This is a genomic window from Pseudomonas sp. FSL R10-1350, from assembly GCF_009600525.1.
GTDB lineage: Bacteria > Pseudomonadota > Gammaproteobacteria > Pseudomonadales > Pseudomonadaceae > Aquipseudomonas > Aquipseudomonas helleri.
Genome location: NZ_WIVR01000019.1, coordinates 13,525 through 29,907, shown reverse-complemented (window position 1 = coordinate 29,907; position 16,383 = coordinate 13,525). Strand labels below are relative to the sequence as shown.

Genomic DNA, 16,383 nt, shown 5'->3' with positions numbered 1-16,383 from the left:
GCCTGAGTTATGTCTTTGATTCATCAACGTGCCACCGCCGTTCGCCACACCCTCGACGCTGTACGGGCCGCAGGCCTGGGCGCCGAGCACAACACTGCCGAGCAGATCGACGCCGCCCGCGAGGCGTTACGCAATCTCGCCGCACAGCCCGAATTGTTCCCGACTGAGCAGTATCCGTTTCGCAGCGAGCTGGCCAGCGGCTTCTACCGCTTGGGCGAAGACGCCGACCGGCGCAACGCTTTGTACGTGCTGGTGGGTAAAGCACGCGCCAGCAATGCACCGCATCGGCACCCGTCGTGGGCGCTGATTGCCGGGGTCTCCGGCAACGAACACAACGTGCTGTTTGAGCGTATCGACGATGGCTCGGAGCCGGGCAAAGGCAAGCTGCGCAAGCGCGGCGAGCACTCGATCGTGGCGGGGGATGTGCTGTACATGCCCGCAGGCGATTACCACACCATTCAGGTCGACGGCGATGAGCTGGCCGTTCACCTGCACATCTACGGCATCGGCGTCGATGGCCCAGAAAACCGTGGCGCGCCGGTGTTTCGTGGCCCGGACAGCGAAGCGTACGACGTGAACAACCGTGGCCCGCTGAGCCTGGGGGTACAGCAGGTGTCACTGGCGCAAGTCGTCGAGGCTCAACAGGCCAAACCGCTGGCCTTTTTCGCGGTGGACCACGCCGTGCAATTGCCCGGCGAATGGCCCGCAGCAGTGTCTGTGAGCAGCGCCGAGGGCGCGGTTTTGCCTGCCGGGCTGCCTGCGGACACGCATCAAGTGCTGGTGCTGATCGGCGACGCCGAGCCTGTGGAAGTGGTCGCCGAGCGCCTCGCCCGCGCCGGGTATGCCACGGTCGTGCGCCTGGACCCCGCCGAGCTTGCGGCGGGCTAACCCTCGGCAACTCACCTTCACCCACTTCTTTAGCGAGGGCCTCAACATGCACCAGGTGTGCGCTGTACTCGAGTTTTTATCCGTTCGCCGCACGCTGCTGCGCCTGAGTCTTGGCCTGTTGGCACTGCTCGGCTGGAGCGTGGCACAGGCCGAGGTGCTGCTGGAGCGGGCGGTGTCCCGTGGCAGCCTGAGTGTTTGCACCGGCGAGGAATTCCCGCCTTTCAAGTTCATCGATGCCGAGGGCAACCACAGCGGCCTGATCTACGACCTGGTGCTGGATCTGCAACACCAGCTTCAGCAGGCCACCGGCAAGGACCTGGGCCTGCAACTGGTGTTGGTCACCCCGGTCAACCGCTTGGCGTTCCTCAATCAGGGGCGCTGTGAACTGCTGGTGACCTCGCTGCTGGACACCCCGAGCCGTCGCCGGGAAGTGGACTTTGTCGAGCCGGGTTATTACAGCTCGGCGGCCACGGTTTTCGCCCCCAAAACCACTCGCCTCGAACACTGGGAAGATCTGCGCGGCAAGGTGCTGTGCTCCAACCCTGCCAGCGTCTGGGTGCGCCCTTACGAGGAACGCTACGGCGTACGTTTTGCCTCTTACACCGGCAACGCCGAAGTGCGCAAAGCCGTGGCCGACGGGCGTTGCCTGGGCACCCTTGCCGATGACGTGTTCTACCGCGAGCTGGCCAAAGACCCGAACTGGCAAGACTACGAAATCAAGTTGCCCAGCCAGGATGCCGCCCCTTGGGGCATCGCCCTGCGCAAGGGCCAACCTGAGCTGCAAGCCTTGCTCGGCAAAGTGGTTGAAGGCTGGCATCGCTCGGGGCTGATCATCGAGCTTGAGAAAAAATACGGCATCGAAGCCAACCCTTGGGTGGCCGAGCAGCACGCCCGTTATGCGCAGGGGAGTGCAGGCCAGTGATTGAACGCTATGTGCGACCGTGGCTTGAAGGCCAGGGCTTTCACCTGAGTATTCTCTGGGACCCGACAGACGCCCAGCGTTTTCTGTTGGGGCTGGGTTTCACCCTGGGCCTGGCGATTGCCAGCGTGCTGCTGTCGCTGGTGATCGGCGTGCTGGGCGTGGCGTTGAAGTCTTCACCGTGGCGGCCAGTGCGTCAGGCGGTCACCGCCTATGTCGAGCTGTTTCGTAATACGCCCTTGCTGGCTCAGTTGTACTTCTTCTATTTCGGCCTGGGTTCGCTGTTGCCGATGGTCGAGGACGCCGACGGCCATGCGGTGCGCATGATCGGTAACTTCCAGTGGGCAGTCATTGTGCTCGGGCTGCACTCGGGCGCCTTCCAGATCGAGGCGCTGCGCGGCAGCATCGACGCCGTGCCGCGCTCGACCATCGAGGCCGCGCAAGCCTTGGGCTTGCACGGGCGCAAACTGTTTCGCCACCTGATCTTGCCGCTGGCGCTGCGCAACAGTTTGCCCGCGTTGGGCAACAGCCTGGCGCAGGCGGTCAAGTCCACCTCGGTGGCCTACGCCATCGCAGTGCCGGAGTTGCTCTACGCCTGCAACCGCATCTGGACTGACAACTTCAACGTCGCCGAGATGATGCAGGTGTTGCTGCTCATGTACTTCATCCTGCTCGGTGGCTGTGCCTTGCTGATGTCGCGGATCGAAGCACGTTTTCGTCTGCCGGGGTATCACAGCCGATGAGCCCTTTGACTCTGTTGTCTCAACGCATCCGCCCACCGCTCAACGCCTCGCGCTTTATCGCGCTGGGCGTGTTGTGGCTGGCGGCGGGTGTTGGCGTGGGGGCGGTGGCTTGGGCCTATCGCGACATCATTGCGCTGTTGCTGAACTGGACGCCCGCGCTGGCCCGCGGTTTTGCCCTGAACATTCTGATGGGCGTGGTGGCGATGCTGGCAGCGACGGTGTTCGGCACGCTGCTGGGGTGCTTGCAGGTTTCGCTGCATCGCGGGTTGCGTCAGGTGGCGGTGCTGCTGACTCAATTGCTGCGCAATGCGCCGTGGCTGGTGGTGGTGTTTTTGGTGATGAACCTGCTGCCGTTTGAGTTCCAGGCGCTGGACCGCTGGTGGCAGATTCCTGATTGGCTCAAGGCCGCCCTCGGGCTCGGTTTGGCGGGCAGCGGTTACGTGTCGGAGATCGTGCGTGGCGGCATTCGTTCGATCCCCGTGGCCCAGTGGGAAGCCGCCGCCTCGCTGGCGCTGCCCCGGCGCAAAAGCCTGCGCCTGGTGATTCTGCCCCAGGCCCTGCGCAGCATGGTGCCGCCGTGGATGAGCCTGTACTGCGCCGTGACCATGGCCACCTCGCTGGCCAATTTGATGGGCGTAGAAGAACTGATGACCAGCCTGCAACTGCGCCTCACCGGCCAGACCCGCCCGGACCTGCTGCTGCCCGCCTACCTCTACGTGTTCGTCGCCTTCTTTATCTACATCTACCCGATCTCCCGTTACTCACGGTACCTGGAGCGCAAATGGAGCCTGTACTCATGAGCCAGCCGCTGCAAATCCAGTTGGAGGACGTGTACAAATCCTACGGTGACCAGCCCATTTTGCAGGGCATTTCACTGTCGGTTCGGCGCTCGGAAATCGCCTGCCTGATTGGCCCGTCCGGCTCGGGCAAGTCCACCCTGTTGCGCACCCTCAATGCCTTGACCCCGGTGGACAGCGGGCGCATCGAGGTCTGCGGGATCCGCGTAGACGACCCGCAACTCGACGTGCCCGGCCTGCGCCGCCACGTCGGCATGATCTTTCAAAGCTACAACCTGTTCCCGCACCTCAGCGTGCTGGACAACATCACCCTGGCGCCGATTCAAGTGCTCGGCCAGTCCCGACAAGAGGCTGAGGCGTACGCCATTGAGCTGCTGGCCAAGGTGCGTCTGGAAAACAAACAGGGTGCCTTCCCCGGGCAGTTGTCCGGCGGCCAGCAGCAGCGCGTGGCGATTGCCCGCAGCCTGGCGATGCGCCCCGACGTGATGATGTTTGACGAAGTGACCGCGGCCCTCGACCCGGAGACGGTCAAGGAAGTGCTCAACACCATCCGCGATGTTGCCGCCAGCGGCATGACCTGCCTGATCGTCACCCACGAGATGCGCTTCGCTCGCGAAATCGCCGACACGGTGTATTTCACCGATGGCGGGCGAATCGTCGAAAAGGGCGACCCCGAGTTGATTTTCAGCCGCCCCGCCGACCCCCGAACCCAACGTTTCCTCGAACGAGTACTGTGAAGATGTCCACAAGAGAATCGCGTAGTCATTGGCTGGCCGACACCCAGCTGACCCATTTGGGGCGTAATCCGGCGAGCCACGAGGGCACGGTCAACACCCCGGTTTATCGCGTGTCGACTTACGTCTGGGAAAACACCCAGGCGCTCGCCGAATTCCGGCGCAAGTCGGCCGATCCGGAGTTTCGTGGCAATGCCTACGGGCGCAACGGCAACCCCACCACCGCAGCGTTTGAAGATGCGGTGGCCGAGCTGGAAGGCGGCTATCGCGGGCTGATCATGCCGTCGGGGCTGGCAGCAATCACCGGCGCAGTGCTGGCCGTGGCCAAGGCCGGTGACCACGTGCTGGTCACCGACAATTGTTATTGGCATGCGCGCAAAGTCTTCGACGACGTGCTGTCGCGCTATGGCATTGAAACCACCTATTTCGACCCTGAGCTGGGCGCCGACATCGCCGGCCAACTGCGCCCCAACACCAAGGTAGTGTTTGTCGAGGCGCCGGGTTCCACCACCTTTGAAGTCCAGGACATCCCGGCTATCGCCAGGGCCGCCCATGCCCACGGCGCGCTGGTGTTGATGGACAACACCTGGGCCACGCCGCTGTTCTTCCGGGCTTTTGAGCATGGTGTGGATATCTCCATTCACGCGGCCACCAAGTACCTGGTGGGCCATTCCGACGCGATGCTCGGCGTCATCGTGACCACCCAGCCGCTCTATGCCCAGGTGCGTTCAGTGGTGCGCGACCTCGGTTATATCGCCAGCGCCGACGATGCGTATCTGGGCCTGCGCGGCCTGCGCACTCTGGGCGTGCGCCTGCGTCAGCATCAACAGTCGGCGCTGCGCGTGGCGCACTGGCTGCAGCAACGCAGCGAGGTGCTTGAAGTGCGCCACCCGGCGCTGCCCGGCAGCCCCGGGCATGAGATCTGGAAGCGTGACTTTTTGGGCTCGTCAGGCCTGTTTGCGTTCGTGCTCAAGCCGCTGCCCGATGAAGCAGTCAATGCCTTCCTCGACAGCCTCCAACTGTTTGCCATGGGCGCCAGCTGGGGCGGCTTCGAGAGCTTGATTGGCCGCCAGACACCGCAGCGGGCGGTCACGCCGTGGCAGGTGCCGGGCGTGCTGTTTCGCATTCATGTCGGCCTTGAAGCGGTGGACGATTTGATCGCCGATCTCGATCAGGGGCTGGCCGGTATTGCCCATCACTTTTCACCTGAAGAGGCCTGAACCATGAGCCAGACCCAAGCTCCCGTGCAGGGCGTGATCGACCTGCACAGCCATTGGTTTTCACCCAGCTCGCTGCGCTTTTTGAGTGAGCGCCAGAGCAGCCCGCGCCTTTTACCGGGCGCCGATGGCGCACCCCATTTGCATCGCGCCGGCGCTGGCGCCACGGCCCAACCGTTTGCGCTGGGCAACCACTGGTTTGATCTGGACGCGCGCATCGAGCATTTCGATCAGGTCGGGGTGGCGCATCAATTGCTGTCCTGGCCGACCACTCTGGGCATCGACGCAGCGCTGTCTGCCAGCGAATCGTTGGGCTTGTGGCGCGACTACAACAATGAACTGGCGGGCGTGGTGCGCCAGTACCCGACGCGGCTCAGCGCAGTGGCGGCGTTGTCGACCTCGGACATTCAGTGGTCGGTGGGCGAGTTGCAGCGCGCCCATGAAGAGCTGGGGCTGATCGGTGCAGTGTTGCCGGTGAATGCCTTCGCCAGCCTGGCCGCCGCCAGCCGCTTTGAGCCGTTGCTGGCCAAAGCCCAGGAGCTGGGCAGCCATATTTATTTGCACACCGGTTACGCCCACCCGCAGGTGCCGGGCCAGCCGCCGGTGTTGTTGCACAGTGACGCCATCGAAGCACGGCGGGTGCTGGACATCGCCTGGCAGTTTGCCTCGGCCACCATCACCTTGGCCCACAGCGACCTGCTGGACCGCTACCCCGACGTCACGGTGCAAATCGCCATGCTCGGCGGCGCCGGCATCATCGCCAACCTGGTGGAACTCAGCCAGGTGCCAGGCCACTTCGATGCGGTCGGCCACAGCCCGCGTTATCAGCGCTTGTTATTCGACACCGGCGCCGCTGGCCGAGGTGCCCAGGCCATCGCCCTGGCCACCCGCGTGCTGGGCGCCGAGCAACTGGTGTTTGGTTCTGACTATGCCCCGGTGCCTGACATCGCGCCGGGTATCGCCCAAGTGCTGGCCGCGCCGATTTCGGCGGCCGAGCGCGAGTTGATCCTGCGAGGCAACGGGCAGCGCCTGTTGGCCAGCAAAGGTATTTCCCTGGGTAGCTAAGGCTACCTCTCTGCCCCAAGGAGTGTCGCAATGAGTACCGTACTGCATGAAAAACCGCGTCTGGTCGCTGACCCGGTAGAGGCCTACTACACCATCTGCCCGGTGTTGGTCGCGTCCAATATTGCCGTGGAGCTGGGTTGGCTGGATGAAGAGTTCAAGCGCGCCGGTGGCAAGGCCACCTTCCTGCGTTCGTTGCCTGAAAATGGCGGCTGGTTGCCGCATTACCGTCACTCGTTCAACCCGCTGTTTCGCGATGGCGGAGCGATTCCGACCCTGTGGGCCAAGGCTGATCTGACCGACACCACGCTGATCGCCACCACCGCCAGCCAGCGCGCCGGCCAAGTGGTGGTGCGTGCGGGTTCCGGGATCCGCCGGGTACAGGATCTGGCCGGACGGCGCATCGGCCTGTTCAAAAGCCAGAACGACGACAAGATCGACTTCGCCCGCGCCACGGCCCAGCACGGTTTGCTGCTGGTGCTGGAACTGGCCGGTTTGAGCGCCGAGCAGGTGCAGTGGGTGGATCTGGCCGACGACGATGACCCAAGTTTCCTGCAACCGTCGCAGCGCCCGGTTGAACTCTGGACGCAAATCAAAGCTCATCGTGGTCAGCCGCCGGTGGACATTCAGGCCCTGGCCGATGACCGCGTCGACGCGATTCTGGTACAGGCCAGCACCGCCGCATCACTGGTGGCGACAGGCAAATACACAGTGATCGAAGACCTGGAGCGCTACACCGACTGGACCCTGAAAATCTCCAACGGGCCGTACACCACTGCGGTCAATACTGACTTCGCCCGCCAGCATCCTGAACTGGTGGTGGCCTTCTTGCGCGCCGCGATTCGGGCCGGTCGCTGGATCAACGCCAACCCGGACGCTGCCGCTGAACTGTTCACCCGAGTGACCTTCAACAGTGACCCGGCGCTGGTACGTGCGGCCCTGCACGGGCGTGATTTTGTGCCACAACTGTCGGCACAAAACCTCGCTGCACTGGAGTTGAAAAAGACATTCTTGCGCGAGCACGGCTACATCAAAGGCGACTTCCGCGTGACCGATTGGGCTGATGCTAGCTTCCTGGAACAGGCGCACGCGTCGTTGCAGGACTAATCTGCAACGCGTGGGAGCGGGCTTGCTCGCGATGGTCTTCAGGGTGCCTCATGGGCTCAGCGGATACGCGCCATCGTTAACGACCATCGCGAGCAAGCCCGCTCCCACAGAGGCAGGTTCACTGCCACATGAAGCTATACAAGCTAACCTCTCATACCGCAGGGTAGTGCGCGGCTATGGGTTGGTAATGGAACAATCAACTCAGCGCTTGGCCGGGTCTCGTTCCTTTATTGAGGCGTTTGTATGCTTAAGCATTTGTTCAAACCCGCACGCACAAGCGTGGTGTTCGTGCTGTCTTGCCTGGCAGCGTCCATTGCCTGTGCGGGCGATAAAACAATTTACCCCGATGCCGCCGCCAGTGACCCCAAGACCCTGGGCTGGATGGTCGGTGCGCCTCCGCCGCCTGACCGGATTGTACGGTTTGCCGATGGCAGTTATTTCAAGTTTCCGGCCATGCGCTGGAGCGTTTCCAACTTCCGCCAACTGATGCCTACCACCAATGTGTCCCGTGGCTTGGGCGCGCCCGTGCCGTTGGCGCAGGCGTTGCGCAGCGATATCGATGCCCTGACGTTTACGCCCCTCGGTGGGCAAAAACCGATGACCTGGGAACAGTCGCTGGCGGCCAATTACACCGACGGCATTGTGGTGCTGCACCGCGGCAAAATTGTCTATGAGCGGTATTTCGGCGTGTTGAGCCCCCAAGGCCAGCATGCCGCCATGTCCATGACCAAATCGGTGGTGGGCACGATGGGCGCCATGCTGGTGGCCGATGGCACCCTGGATCCCAATAAAAAAGTAGCGGATTACGTGCCCGAGTTGGCCAAGTCCGCCTTTGGCAGCGCGACGTTGCGCCAGGTGCTGGACATGACCACCGGGCTTAAATTCAGCGAAGACTATGCCGACCCTAACGCCGAAGTCTGGAAGCACGCACAGGCGGGTAACCCGCTGCCCAAGCCCAAGGATTACACCGGCCCGCAAACGTACATGGAGTACTTGCAGACCGTGCAACCCGAGGGTGAACACGGTAAAGCCTTCGCCTATAAAACGGTGAACACCGATGTGCTGGGCTGGGTGATTGCCCGGGTCACCGGGAAAAACGTGGCACAACTGTTGTCAGAAAAAATCTGGCAGCGCCTGGGCGCCGAACAGGATGCGTACTTCTCTGTGGACTCCATCGGTACACCGTTCGCAGGCGGCGGGTTGAACACCGGGCTGCGGGACATGGCGCGGTTTGGCGAGATGATCCGCAATAACGGCCAGTACCTGGGCGAGCAAATCGTGCCCAAGGCCGTGGTGGATGATATTCGCGCAGGTGGCGATAAAGCTGCGTTTGCCAAAGCCGGTTATGACTTGCTCAAAGGTGGCAGTTATCGCGACATGTGGTGGGTGACGCACAACGCCGATGGCGCCTTTATGGCACGCGGTGTGTATGGGCAGCGCACCTACATCGACCCTAAAGCCGAGATGGTGATCGTGCGCTATGCGTCCAATCCGATTGCCGGCAACGCGGCAAACGACCCGGTGACCATCCCGGCATTCGAGGCGCTGGCCAAGCACTTGATTGCCCACCCGCAGCCGTAGACCTGCGGCTCAGGCCTGTTGAACGAACGCCAGGCGCAAGGCGAAACCGATCAGCAGGCTGCCAAATAACCACTGTTGAACACGCTGTGCCCGGGGGCTGTTGTTGAGCCATTGACCCAACGAGGCCCCGGCCATGGCGTAAAGGCTGTCAAACATCAGGCCGACGATCACCAGTACCACGCCCAAGCCAAAAAACTGTGCACCCACGGTGCCTGCCTGGTTGTCGATAAATTGCGGCAGCAGCACCGAGCAAAACAGCAAGGCCTTGGGGTTGAGCAGGTTGGTCAACACGCCACGTCGCAGCGCGCCAGACCAGGTCAATTCAGGTTCTTTGACCACGCCCGTGGCGAGGGTCAAGTGGGTGAGCATTCCGGGTTTGAACATGCGCACACCCAGCCACACTAAATAGGCTGCGCCGATCAAACGCACGCCATCAAAGGTCCAGGGCGCTGTTTTAAACAGTGCAGCCAAGCCCACGGCGGCCAGAAAAACATGGCAGGCCCGGGCAATGCCCAAGCCCAACGCGGTGCTGAGGGCCAATGCACGCCCATGTCGGGCACCGGTTTGCAGCAGCAATATCATGTCCGGCCCGGGCATCAGGTAAATCACAACCAGCGCAATCAGAAACATCCCCATGGCGACCCATCTCGATAGCAGGTGAGCCAAGATTTTAGGGGGGAAGGCATGCGCAGGTGGTTGCGTATTCAGCCTCAAGAAGGTCTAGTCTTGGCAGAAAACACCTTTTTGATAATCAAAAGAATTTGAATATGCCAAAAATAAAATTGGATGCTTTTGACCGGCGCATTCTCGACGCCTTGCAGCGTGACGGGCGCTTGAGCAATGTGGACTTGGCCGACGAAATTGGCCTGTCTGCGTCGCCGTGTTTGCGTCGGGTTCGGTTGCTGGAAGAGGCGGGGGTGATTCGCGGATATCAGGCCAATCTGGATCGCGATGAGGTCGGTTTGGGGTTAACGGTGTTTATCGGGATCAAGGTTGAGCGCCATCACGAAGATGAGGCGGAGGCGTTCCGTGTCGCTGTAACGGCATTGCCTGAAGTGATTTCGGCTTTTTTAGTGTCAGGAGAATCTGATTTTTTACTGCAGGTTGTGGTGCCAGACTTACGCGGGTATGAGCGATTTTTAACCGGCGTGCTGCTCAAGTTACCGGGTGTCAGTGATATTCGCAGTAACTTTGCAATCCAGACGGTCAAGGCGCCGGCTGTCCTGCCGCTCAATCATTTACCGGTTTAACCGCTTTCAAAAACGGCCCACGTTTCGGACTGTTTATCGCCGACTCCGCGCCAAGATGAAGATCGCTGGTCGCCCGCAGAAGTTTCACATTGTTTGTTATATCGTAACTATATTCATCAAACAGTGGAGCTTCCATGCGTGTCGATTTAGATGCCGAGGAGGGTGGCCTTGAGTCTTTGTCTCGTTTTCAAAGTGCCACCGTTCAGGCGCGTCAACTTTTTCAGTTAGGCGTTGGACTGGCCGCCCTGGCAATCATGCTCTGGACGGTCGGTTTTTTTATTGGTCTGTTTGCCCCGAGTTCGTTGTGGCCTGCACTGCTCAATAACAACGTCGCCGCGTTGTTAGTGGTAGCGGCAGGGGCGCAATCGGCGTTTTGGGTGGCGGACTGGCGCAAGGCAGCGCTCAATCCTGCACCTGAATTGATCGAAGAACAGCCCGCCGAGCCGCTCAGTGCCTACGAGCGTTTTTGCCAACGGTTGAGTCGCGGGTCGCATCGGTTTTTGGCCTCGATCGGTGCGCCGGTCTTTTGGCTGGCGGGAGTCGGCGGCCTGGCCGTGTGGTGTGTACAGCACAGTTGGGACGTGTCGCTGGCCGGTGCCGATTTAGGCACGGGCGGGCGAGTGGCCGCCGGAGTGGCGGTGTTGCTGGCATTTGTATTGCTGGTGTTCGAACGCTACCTGGCGCAGCAACCCGAAGCGCGCTGGCCGGAAGCCCGCTTACTGGCGCCGCTGGTGCGTGTGCCGATCCTCACTTTTTTGCTCAGTGCGTTATGCCTGCTGTTCAGCAGCGCAGAGGCCGAATGGCCCGCTCGCCTTGCGGTATTGCTGAGCGTGCTGCCCGCTGCGGTGGCGATTGAGTTAATCCTTCGGGCCGTGGCGGCGATTTTCAGCCCACGCCGCGACCGGCTTGAACCGCGCATGATTGCGCAGAGTTTTATTGCCGGGATGCTGCGCTGGCCACCGCAACCGCTGCTGGCGCTGCAGCACGAATTGCATAACCGGTTTGGCATCGACCTGCGGCAAATCTGGGCGTTCAGCTACATGCGCAAAGCGTTCCTGCCGGTGCTGGCGGTGATCGTCGCGGTGGGCTGGATACTCAGCGGTGTGAATGAAGTCCCGTTGCAAGGGCGCGGCATTTACGAACGTTTTGGCAAGCCGGTTGAAGTGTTCGGGCCGGGTTTGCACGCGGGGCTGCCTTGGCCATTGGGTCGCGTGCTGATGGTCGAAAACGGGGTGGTGCATGAGCTGGCGACCAGCACCGAGTCGGCGGCGGACCCTGTGCTGGCGTCGGCTGACGGCCTGCCACCGTTGACTGCCAACCGCTTGTGGGACGCGACGCATGTGAACGACAAATCCCAGGTCATTGCCAGCGGTGGCGGTGACAAGCAGGGCTTTCAGATCGTGAACATGGACGTGCGTTTTGTGTACCGCATCGGCTTGAGCGATCAAGCCGCGATTGCCGCGACGTACCACAGTGCCGATGTGCCGACGCTGATTCGCAGTACCGCGAGCCGCATTCTGGTGCACGACTTTGCCTCGCGCACCCTCGATGATTTGCTCGGCGAACAACGTACCGAGTTGGCCAGTGACATTGGCCGTGCCGTGCAGGCCGATCTGGATTCGTTGGGCAGCGGCGTCGAGATTCTGGCCACGGTGGTTGAGGCGATCCATCCGCCTGCCGGGGCGGCCAACGCGTATCACGCCGTTCAGGCGGCACAAATCAGCGCCCAGGCCTTGATTGCCCGCGAGCGTGGCGCGGCCAGCGAGCAAGCCAACGTCGCGCAATTGCAGGCCAGCATGGCGCTGGACCAAGCCAATGCCTCGGCGCGTGAAGTGAACGCGACGGCGCAGACCTCGGACCTGCGTTTTGGCGCCGAACAAAAAGCCTACCGCGAGGCCGGTCACGCCTTTGTTCTTGAGCAGTATTTGAGCCAGCTCAGCCAAGGCATGAACAACGCCAAACTTTTGATTCTCGACCACCGCCTTGGGGGCAACGGCAATGCGCCGACCCTCGATCTGCGTTCTTTCACGCTGCCGGCCGATCCTGTCGCGCCGCGTAAAGCTGTTCAGTAAGGAGCTTTGTTTTGAGCCACTCACACGATCATCACGCGCACGGCGGCCACCACCACGGCCACGCGCATCACGGCCATCATCACCACCATCATGGTGACGAACATGAGCCGAGCCCGTTCCCATGGCGGCGCATGGGCTGGGCCGCTTTGCTGGTTTTATTTGCCGTGGCAGCCGCCAGCCTGGTGCAGGTGCGTTCCGGCGAAGCCACTGTTATCACCCGTTTCGGTAACCCGGCGCGGGTGCTGCTGGAGCCTGGGTTGAGCTGGCGCTGGCCCGCACCGTTTGAAGTCAGCGTGCCGGTAGACCTGCGTTTGCGCACCACCTCAAGCGGTCTGCAAGACGTCGGCACCCGCGACGGCCTGCGCATTATCGTGCAGGCCTACGTGGCCTGGCAGGTGCAGGGCGATGCCGAGAACGTACAGCGTTTTATGCGCGCGGTACAAAACCAGCCCGATGAAGCCGCCCGGCAAATTCGGACCTTTGTCGGCTCGGCGCTGGAAACCACAGCCGCCAGTTATGATCTGTCCAGTTTGGTCAACACCGATGCCAGCCAAGTCAAAATTGCCGACTTCGAAGCGCAACTGCGCCAGCAAATCGAACAGCAATTGCTCAGCACCTATGGCGTGCGTGTGTTGCAAGTAGGGGTTGAGCGGCTGACGTTGCCGTCGGTCACGCTCACCGCCACGGTCGATCGCATGCGCGCCGAGCGTGAAACCATCGCCACTGAACGCACTGCGGTGGGCAAGCGCGAAGCGGCGCAAATCCGTTCGGCGGCCGAGCGCGATGCGCGCATTCTGCAGGCCGATGCCAGTGTGAAAGCAGCGGACATCGAAGCGCAGTCGCGGGTCGAGGCGGCGAAAATTTATGGTCAGGCGTACGCCAGTTCGCCAGAGCTGTACAACATGCTGCGCTCGCTCGACACGTTGGGGACCATGGTTAACCCCGGCACCAAAGTGATTTTGCGCACCGATGCGGCGCCGTTCCGGGTGTTGGTCGATGGCCCGCCGTCCATGGATAACAAGGCTGGGTCGCATCCATGAGTGGCTCATCTGAAGACACGCCACGTGTCAGCAGCCCGTGGCAACAAGCGGGGCGTTTAGCGTTTTTGGGCTTGTATGCCGTGACGGTGTTCGCCGCCGTGGCGTGGGGTGTGTCGAATGTGCGGCAGATCGATCCGCAGAACCGCGCAGTGGTGTTGCGCTTTGGTGCGCTGGACCGCATCCAGAATGCCGGCTTGCTGTTGGCCTGGCCGCGGCCTTTTGAACAAGTGGTGATTGTGCCCGCCGCCGACCGCGTGAGTGAGCGCCGGATCGAAAACCTGCTGCGTTCGGACAGCGCCCTGCAGGCGGATCGCGTGGCCACTTTTGCCACGCCCATCAACGATGCCCTGGCCGGCTCAGGGTATTTGCTGACCGGTGATGCGGGCGTTGTGCAACTGGATGTGCGGGTGTTTTACAACGTCACCGACCCTTATGCCTACGTGCTGCAAGCAGAGCATGTGTTGCCTGCGCTGGATCGTGTGGTCACCCGCAGCGCGGTGGCGCTGACTGCCGCGCGGGATCTGGACACTATTTTGGTGGCGCGCCCGGAGCTGCTCGGCAGCGATAAACAGTCGGCGGAACGCCGTGAGCGTTTGCGCGGTGATTTGGTGCAAGGCATCAATCAGCAACTGGCGGCGCTGACGGCAACGGGGCAGGGCATTGGTCTGGAGGTAGTGCGGGTCGATGTGCAATCGAGTTTGCCGGGCCCGGCCGTCAACGCGTTTAACGCGGTGCTGACGGCCAGCCAGCAAGCCGACAAAGCCGTGGCCAACGCGCGCAACGATGCCGCTAAAACGACCCAGAACGCCACCCAGGAAGCCGACCGTACGGTTGAGCAAGCCCACGCCCAAGCCAGCGAACGATTGGCCTTGGCGCAATCGGACACGGCGGCCATCGTCAATTTGGCCAAGGTACAACAGGCCGGTAATGACCCTGGTTTGCTGCTGCGTTTATACCGCGAGCGGGTGCCAAAAATTCTCGGGCAGGCGGGCTCTGTGACCACCGTTGATCCTAAAGATGATTCCCGTCTGATTATTCAGGGAGCCGAACAATGAGTACGTCTGCAACGCAACCCGTGGTCAGCATGCTGAGCAGCGCCGAGCAACGCAGCGCTGCGCGGCAACTGACGCTGGCGATGCTGGCGCTGGGGTTGCTGGCCTTGGGGCTGGTGTGGCGCTGGTTCATGCCCCTGCAAGTGGGCACCAGCCAATTGTTATTGGGGTTTGCCTCGTTGTTGGTGGCGGTGCCGGTGATGCGTTCGGCGTGGTACAGCCTGCGTTATCCGAGCCTGCACGGCATCACCGATCAACTGATCGCCCTGGCGATGCTGGGCGCGTGGGCCACCGGCGATTTGCTGACCGCAGCACTGTTGCCGATCATCATGATTTTTGGCCACGTGCTGGAAGAGCGCAGCGTGATCGGTTCGCAAGAAGCCATTCATGCACTGGGCAAACTGACCCGCAGCCAGGCGCGGTTATTTCAGGCCGACGGCCGTTTGCTGGAGGTCGACAACAGCACGCTCAAGACCGGGGACCAGGTTGAAGTGCGCGCCGGGGATCGTGTGCCGGCCGATGGTGTGGTGTTGTCGGGTCAGGCCAGCCTCGACACGGCGTCGATCACCGGGGAATCGGTACCGCTGGAGGTCAGCGTGGGCATGCCCATTTACGGTGGCGCGATCAACCTGGACGGCCTGCTGCGTGTTGAAGTGACACGCACCGGTGAAGAGTCGACGTTGGGCAAAGTCATTGCCCTGATGCAAAACGCTGAGCGCGCCAAGCCACCGATCACCCGATTGCTCGAACGCTATGCGGGCGGCTACATGGTGCTGGTGTTGATGATCGCCGCCGTGACCTGGTTTATCACCAACGATGCCCAAGCCATGCTCGCGGTGTTGGTGGCGGCGTGCCCATGCGCGTTGGTGCTGTCTGCACCGGCCACCGCCATTGCCGGGATCGCCGTGGCGGCGCGTCACGGGATCTTGATTCGCAGCTCGGCGTTCCTTGAAGAGCTGGCGGACTTGACCTCCTTGGTGGTGGATAAAACCGGCACCCTGACCTACGGCACGTTGCGCCTGCAAGCCATCGAAACACCGCTCACGGAGCATCAGCCGTTGCTGCAACTGGCCGCCAGTTTGGGCGCTGCCAGCAGCCACCCGGTGAGCCGGGCGTTGGCCGGGCTGGTCAGCCATGACCAATTGCTGACGCTGGAGGATGTGCGCGAGCGCCAGGGTTTGGGCGTCGTGGCCAGAACCGCACAGGGCGAAGCGGCGTTGGGGCGGCCGGAGTTATTCGACCAATTGACTATTACCACAACCCCGGTGCCGGACCATGATGGCCCTATTGCAGGTCTTTCATTGGACACACAGTTTCTTGGCTGGTTATTGTTGGCGGACAGCGTTAAGCCCGAAGCCCAACAGGCGTTGCGCGAATTGCGCGAGCTGGGGCTGGGGCGTCAGGTCTTGCTGACGGGTGACCGGCAAAGTGTGGCGGACCATTTGGCGCAGGCGGTGGGCATCAGTGAAGTACAAGCCCAAGCCTTGCCCGAAGATAAATTGAAGCGTGTGCTGGGCGAAATCGACAGTGGCTTCAGGCCCATGGTGGTCGGTGACGGGATCAACGATTCGCTGGCACTTAAAGCCGGCGTGGTGGGTGTTGCGATGGGGGCGGGCGGTGCGGACATTGCCCTGGCGTCATCCGACATCGTGTTGATCGGCAGTGACTTGCGGCGTTTGGGGACGTGTGTGCGACTGAGCCGTGAATGCCGCCACACCCTGCAGGTCAATGTGGTCATCGGGCTGGGCTGGACACTGGCGATTGTTGCCGCCGCTGCATTTGGTTGGTTAGGGGCGGCTGGCGCCATGATTGCCGCGCTGCTGCACAACTTGAGTACGTTATTGGTGTTGGGGAATGCTGGACGTTTGCTTCGTTTTCATGAGCCGTTGGTGGCGTCAGAAACGCCGCAGTAAGGGTCTGA

Annotated in this window: 15 protein-coding genes; 14 read left to right on the top strand and 1 reads right to left on the bottom strand. The window is 61.9% G+C overall.

The window, feature by feature from the left end:
* Positions 1–9: 9 nt before the first annotated feature.
* The 9 genes from GHO25_RS11190 to GHO25_RS11150 all read left to right on the top strand — a co-directional run bounded on the left by GHO25_RS11190 (position 10) and on the right by GHO25_RS11150 (position 9,048).
* Positions 10–888, top strand: a complete 879-nt coding sequence (locus GHO25_RS11190; RefSeq protein ID WP_153390797.1) for a hypothetical protein — start codon at positions 10–12, stop codon at positions 886–888.
* Positions 889–934: 46 nt separating this feature from the next.
* Positions 935–1,810: a transporter substrate-binding domain-containing protein gene (locus tag GHO25_RS11185; RefSeq protein WP_048388217.1), complete on the top strand. Its 876-nt coding sequence runs from the start codon at positions 935–937 to the stop codon at positions 1,808–1,810.
* The gene (locus GHO25_RS11180) at positions 1,807–2,550 is read left to right on the top strand and encodes an amino acid ABC transporter permease (RefSeq protein ID WP_048373535.1); all 744 of its coding nucleotides are present in this window, start codon (positions 1,807–1,809) and stop codon (positions 2,548–2,550) included. The genes GHO25_RS11185 and GHO25_RS11180 overlap by 4 nt, the downstream gene beginning before the upstream one ends.
* Positions 2,547–3,350 (top strand): amino acid ABC transporter permease, encoded by an 804-nt coding sequence (locus GHO25_RS11175; RefSeq protein WP_153390795.1) that lies wholly within the window; start codon positions 2,547–2,549, stop codon positions 3,348–3,350. The genes GHO25_RS11180 and GHO25_RS11175 overlap by 4 nt, the downstream gene beginning before the upstream one ends.
* The gene (locus tag GHO25_RS11170) at positions 3,347–4,084 is read left to right on the top strand and encodes an amino acid ABC transporter ATP-binding protein (protein WP_153328756.1); all 738 of its coding nucleotides are present in this window, start codon (positions 3,347–3,349) and stop codon (positions 4,082–4,084) included. The genes GHO25_RS11175 and GHO25_RS11170 overlap by 4 nt, the downstream gene beginning before the upstream one ends.
* A 2-nt stretch (positions 4,085–4,086) precedes the next feature.
* Positions 4,087–5,301 (top strand): cystathionine beta-lyase, encoded by a 1,215-nt coding sequence (metC, locus tag GHO25_RS11165; RefSeq protein ID WP_048373530.1) that lies wholly within the window; start codon positions 4,087–4,089, stop codon positions 5,299–5,301.
* Between the two features lie 3 nt (positions 5,302–5,304).
* On the top strand, positions 5,305–6,363 hold the full coding sequence (locus GHO25_RS11160) for an amidohydrolase family protein (protein ID WP_153390794.1): 1,059 nt from the start codon (positions 5,305–5,307) through the stop codon (positions 6,361–6,363).
* A 30-nt stretch (positions 6,364–6,393) separates the two neighbouring features.
* Complete coding sequence (locus GHO25_RS11155) at positions 6,394–7,467, top strand: ABC transporter substrate-binding protein (RefSeq protein WP_153328732.1); 1,074 nt, start codon at positions 6,394–6,396, stop codon at positions 7,465–7,467.
* 243 nt (positions 7,468–7,710) lie between these two features.
* Positions 7,711–9,048, top strand: a complete 1,338-nt coding sequence (locus GHO25_RS11150) for a serine hydrolase (RefSeq protein ID WP_153390793.1) — start codon at positions 7,711–7,713, stop codon at positions 9,046–9,048.
* Positions 9,049–9,057: 9 nt separating this feature from the next.
* Here GHO25_RS11150 and GHO25_RS11145 read toward each other — a convergent pair whose 3' ends face one another.
* Complete coding sequence (locus GHO25_RS11145; RefSeq protein WP_178110066.1) at positions 9,058–9,678, bottom strand: LysE family translocator; 621 nt, start codon at positions 9,676–9,678, stop codon at positions 9,058–9,060.
* A 146-nt stretch (positions 9,679–9,824) separates the two neighbouring features.
* On the opposite strand from GHO25_RS11145, the gene GHO25_RS11140 reads away from it, so the two are divergent.
* The 5 genes from GHO25_RS11140 to GHO25_RS11120 all read left to right on the top strand — a co-directional run bounded on the left by GHO25_RS11140 (position 9,825) and on the right by GHO25_RS11120 (position 16,375).
* Positions 9,825–10,298, top strand: a complete 474-nt coding sequence (locus GHO25_RS11140; RefSeq protein WP_048388257.1) for an Lrp/AsnC family transcriptional regulator — start codon at positions 9,825–9,827, stop codon at positions 10,296–10,298.
* 134 nt (positions 10,299–10,432) lie between these two features.
* Complete coding sequence (hflK, locus tag GHO25_RS11135; protein WP_153390791.1) at positions 10,433–12,370, top strand: protease modulator HflK; 1,938 nt, start codon at positions 10,433–10,435, stop codon at positions 12,368–12,370.
* 11 nt (positions 12,371–12,381) lie between these two features.
* Positions 12,382–13,410 carry a protease modulator HflC gene (gene hflC / locus GHO25_RS11130; RefSeq protein WP_153390790.1) on the top strand — a complete coding sequence of 343 codons (1,029 nt, stop codon included), beginning with the start codon at positions 12,382–12,384 and terminating at the stop codon, positions 13,408–13,410.
* Entirely contained in the window at positions 13,407–14,465 is a 1,059-nt protein-coding gene (gene hflK, locus GHO25_RS11125; RefSeq protein ID WP_048373514.1) for a protease modulator HflK, read from the top strand. Before hflC ends, hflK (GHO25_RS11125) begins: the two co-directional genes overlap by 4 nt.
* Positions 14,462–16,375 carry a cation-translocating P-type ATPase gene (locus GHO25_RS11120; RefSeq protein WP_048388234.1) on the top strand — a complete coding sequence of 638 codons (1,914 nt, stop codon included), beginning with the start codon at positions 14,462–14,464 and terminating at the stop codon, positions 16,373–16,375. The genes hflK (GHO25_RS11125) and GHO25_RS11120 overlap by 4 nt, the downstream gene beginning before the upstream one ends.
* Positions 16,376–16,383 lie beyond the last annotated feature (8 nt).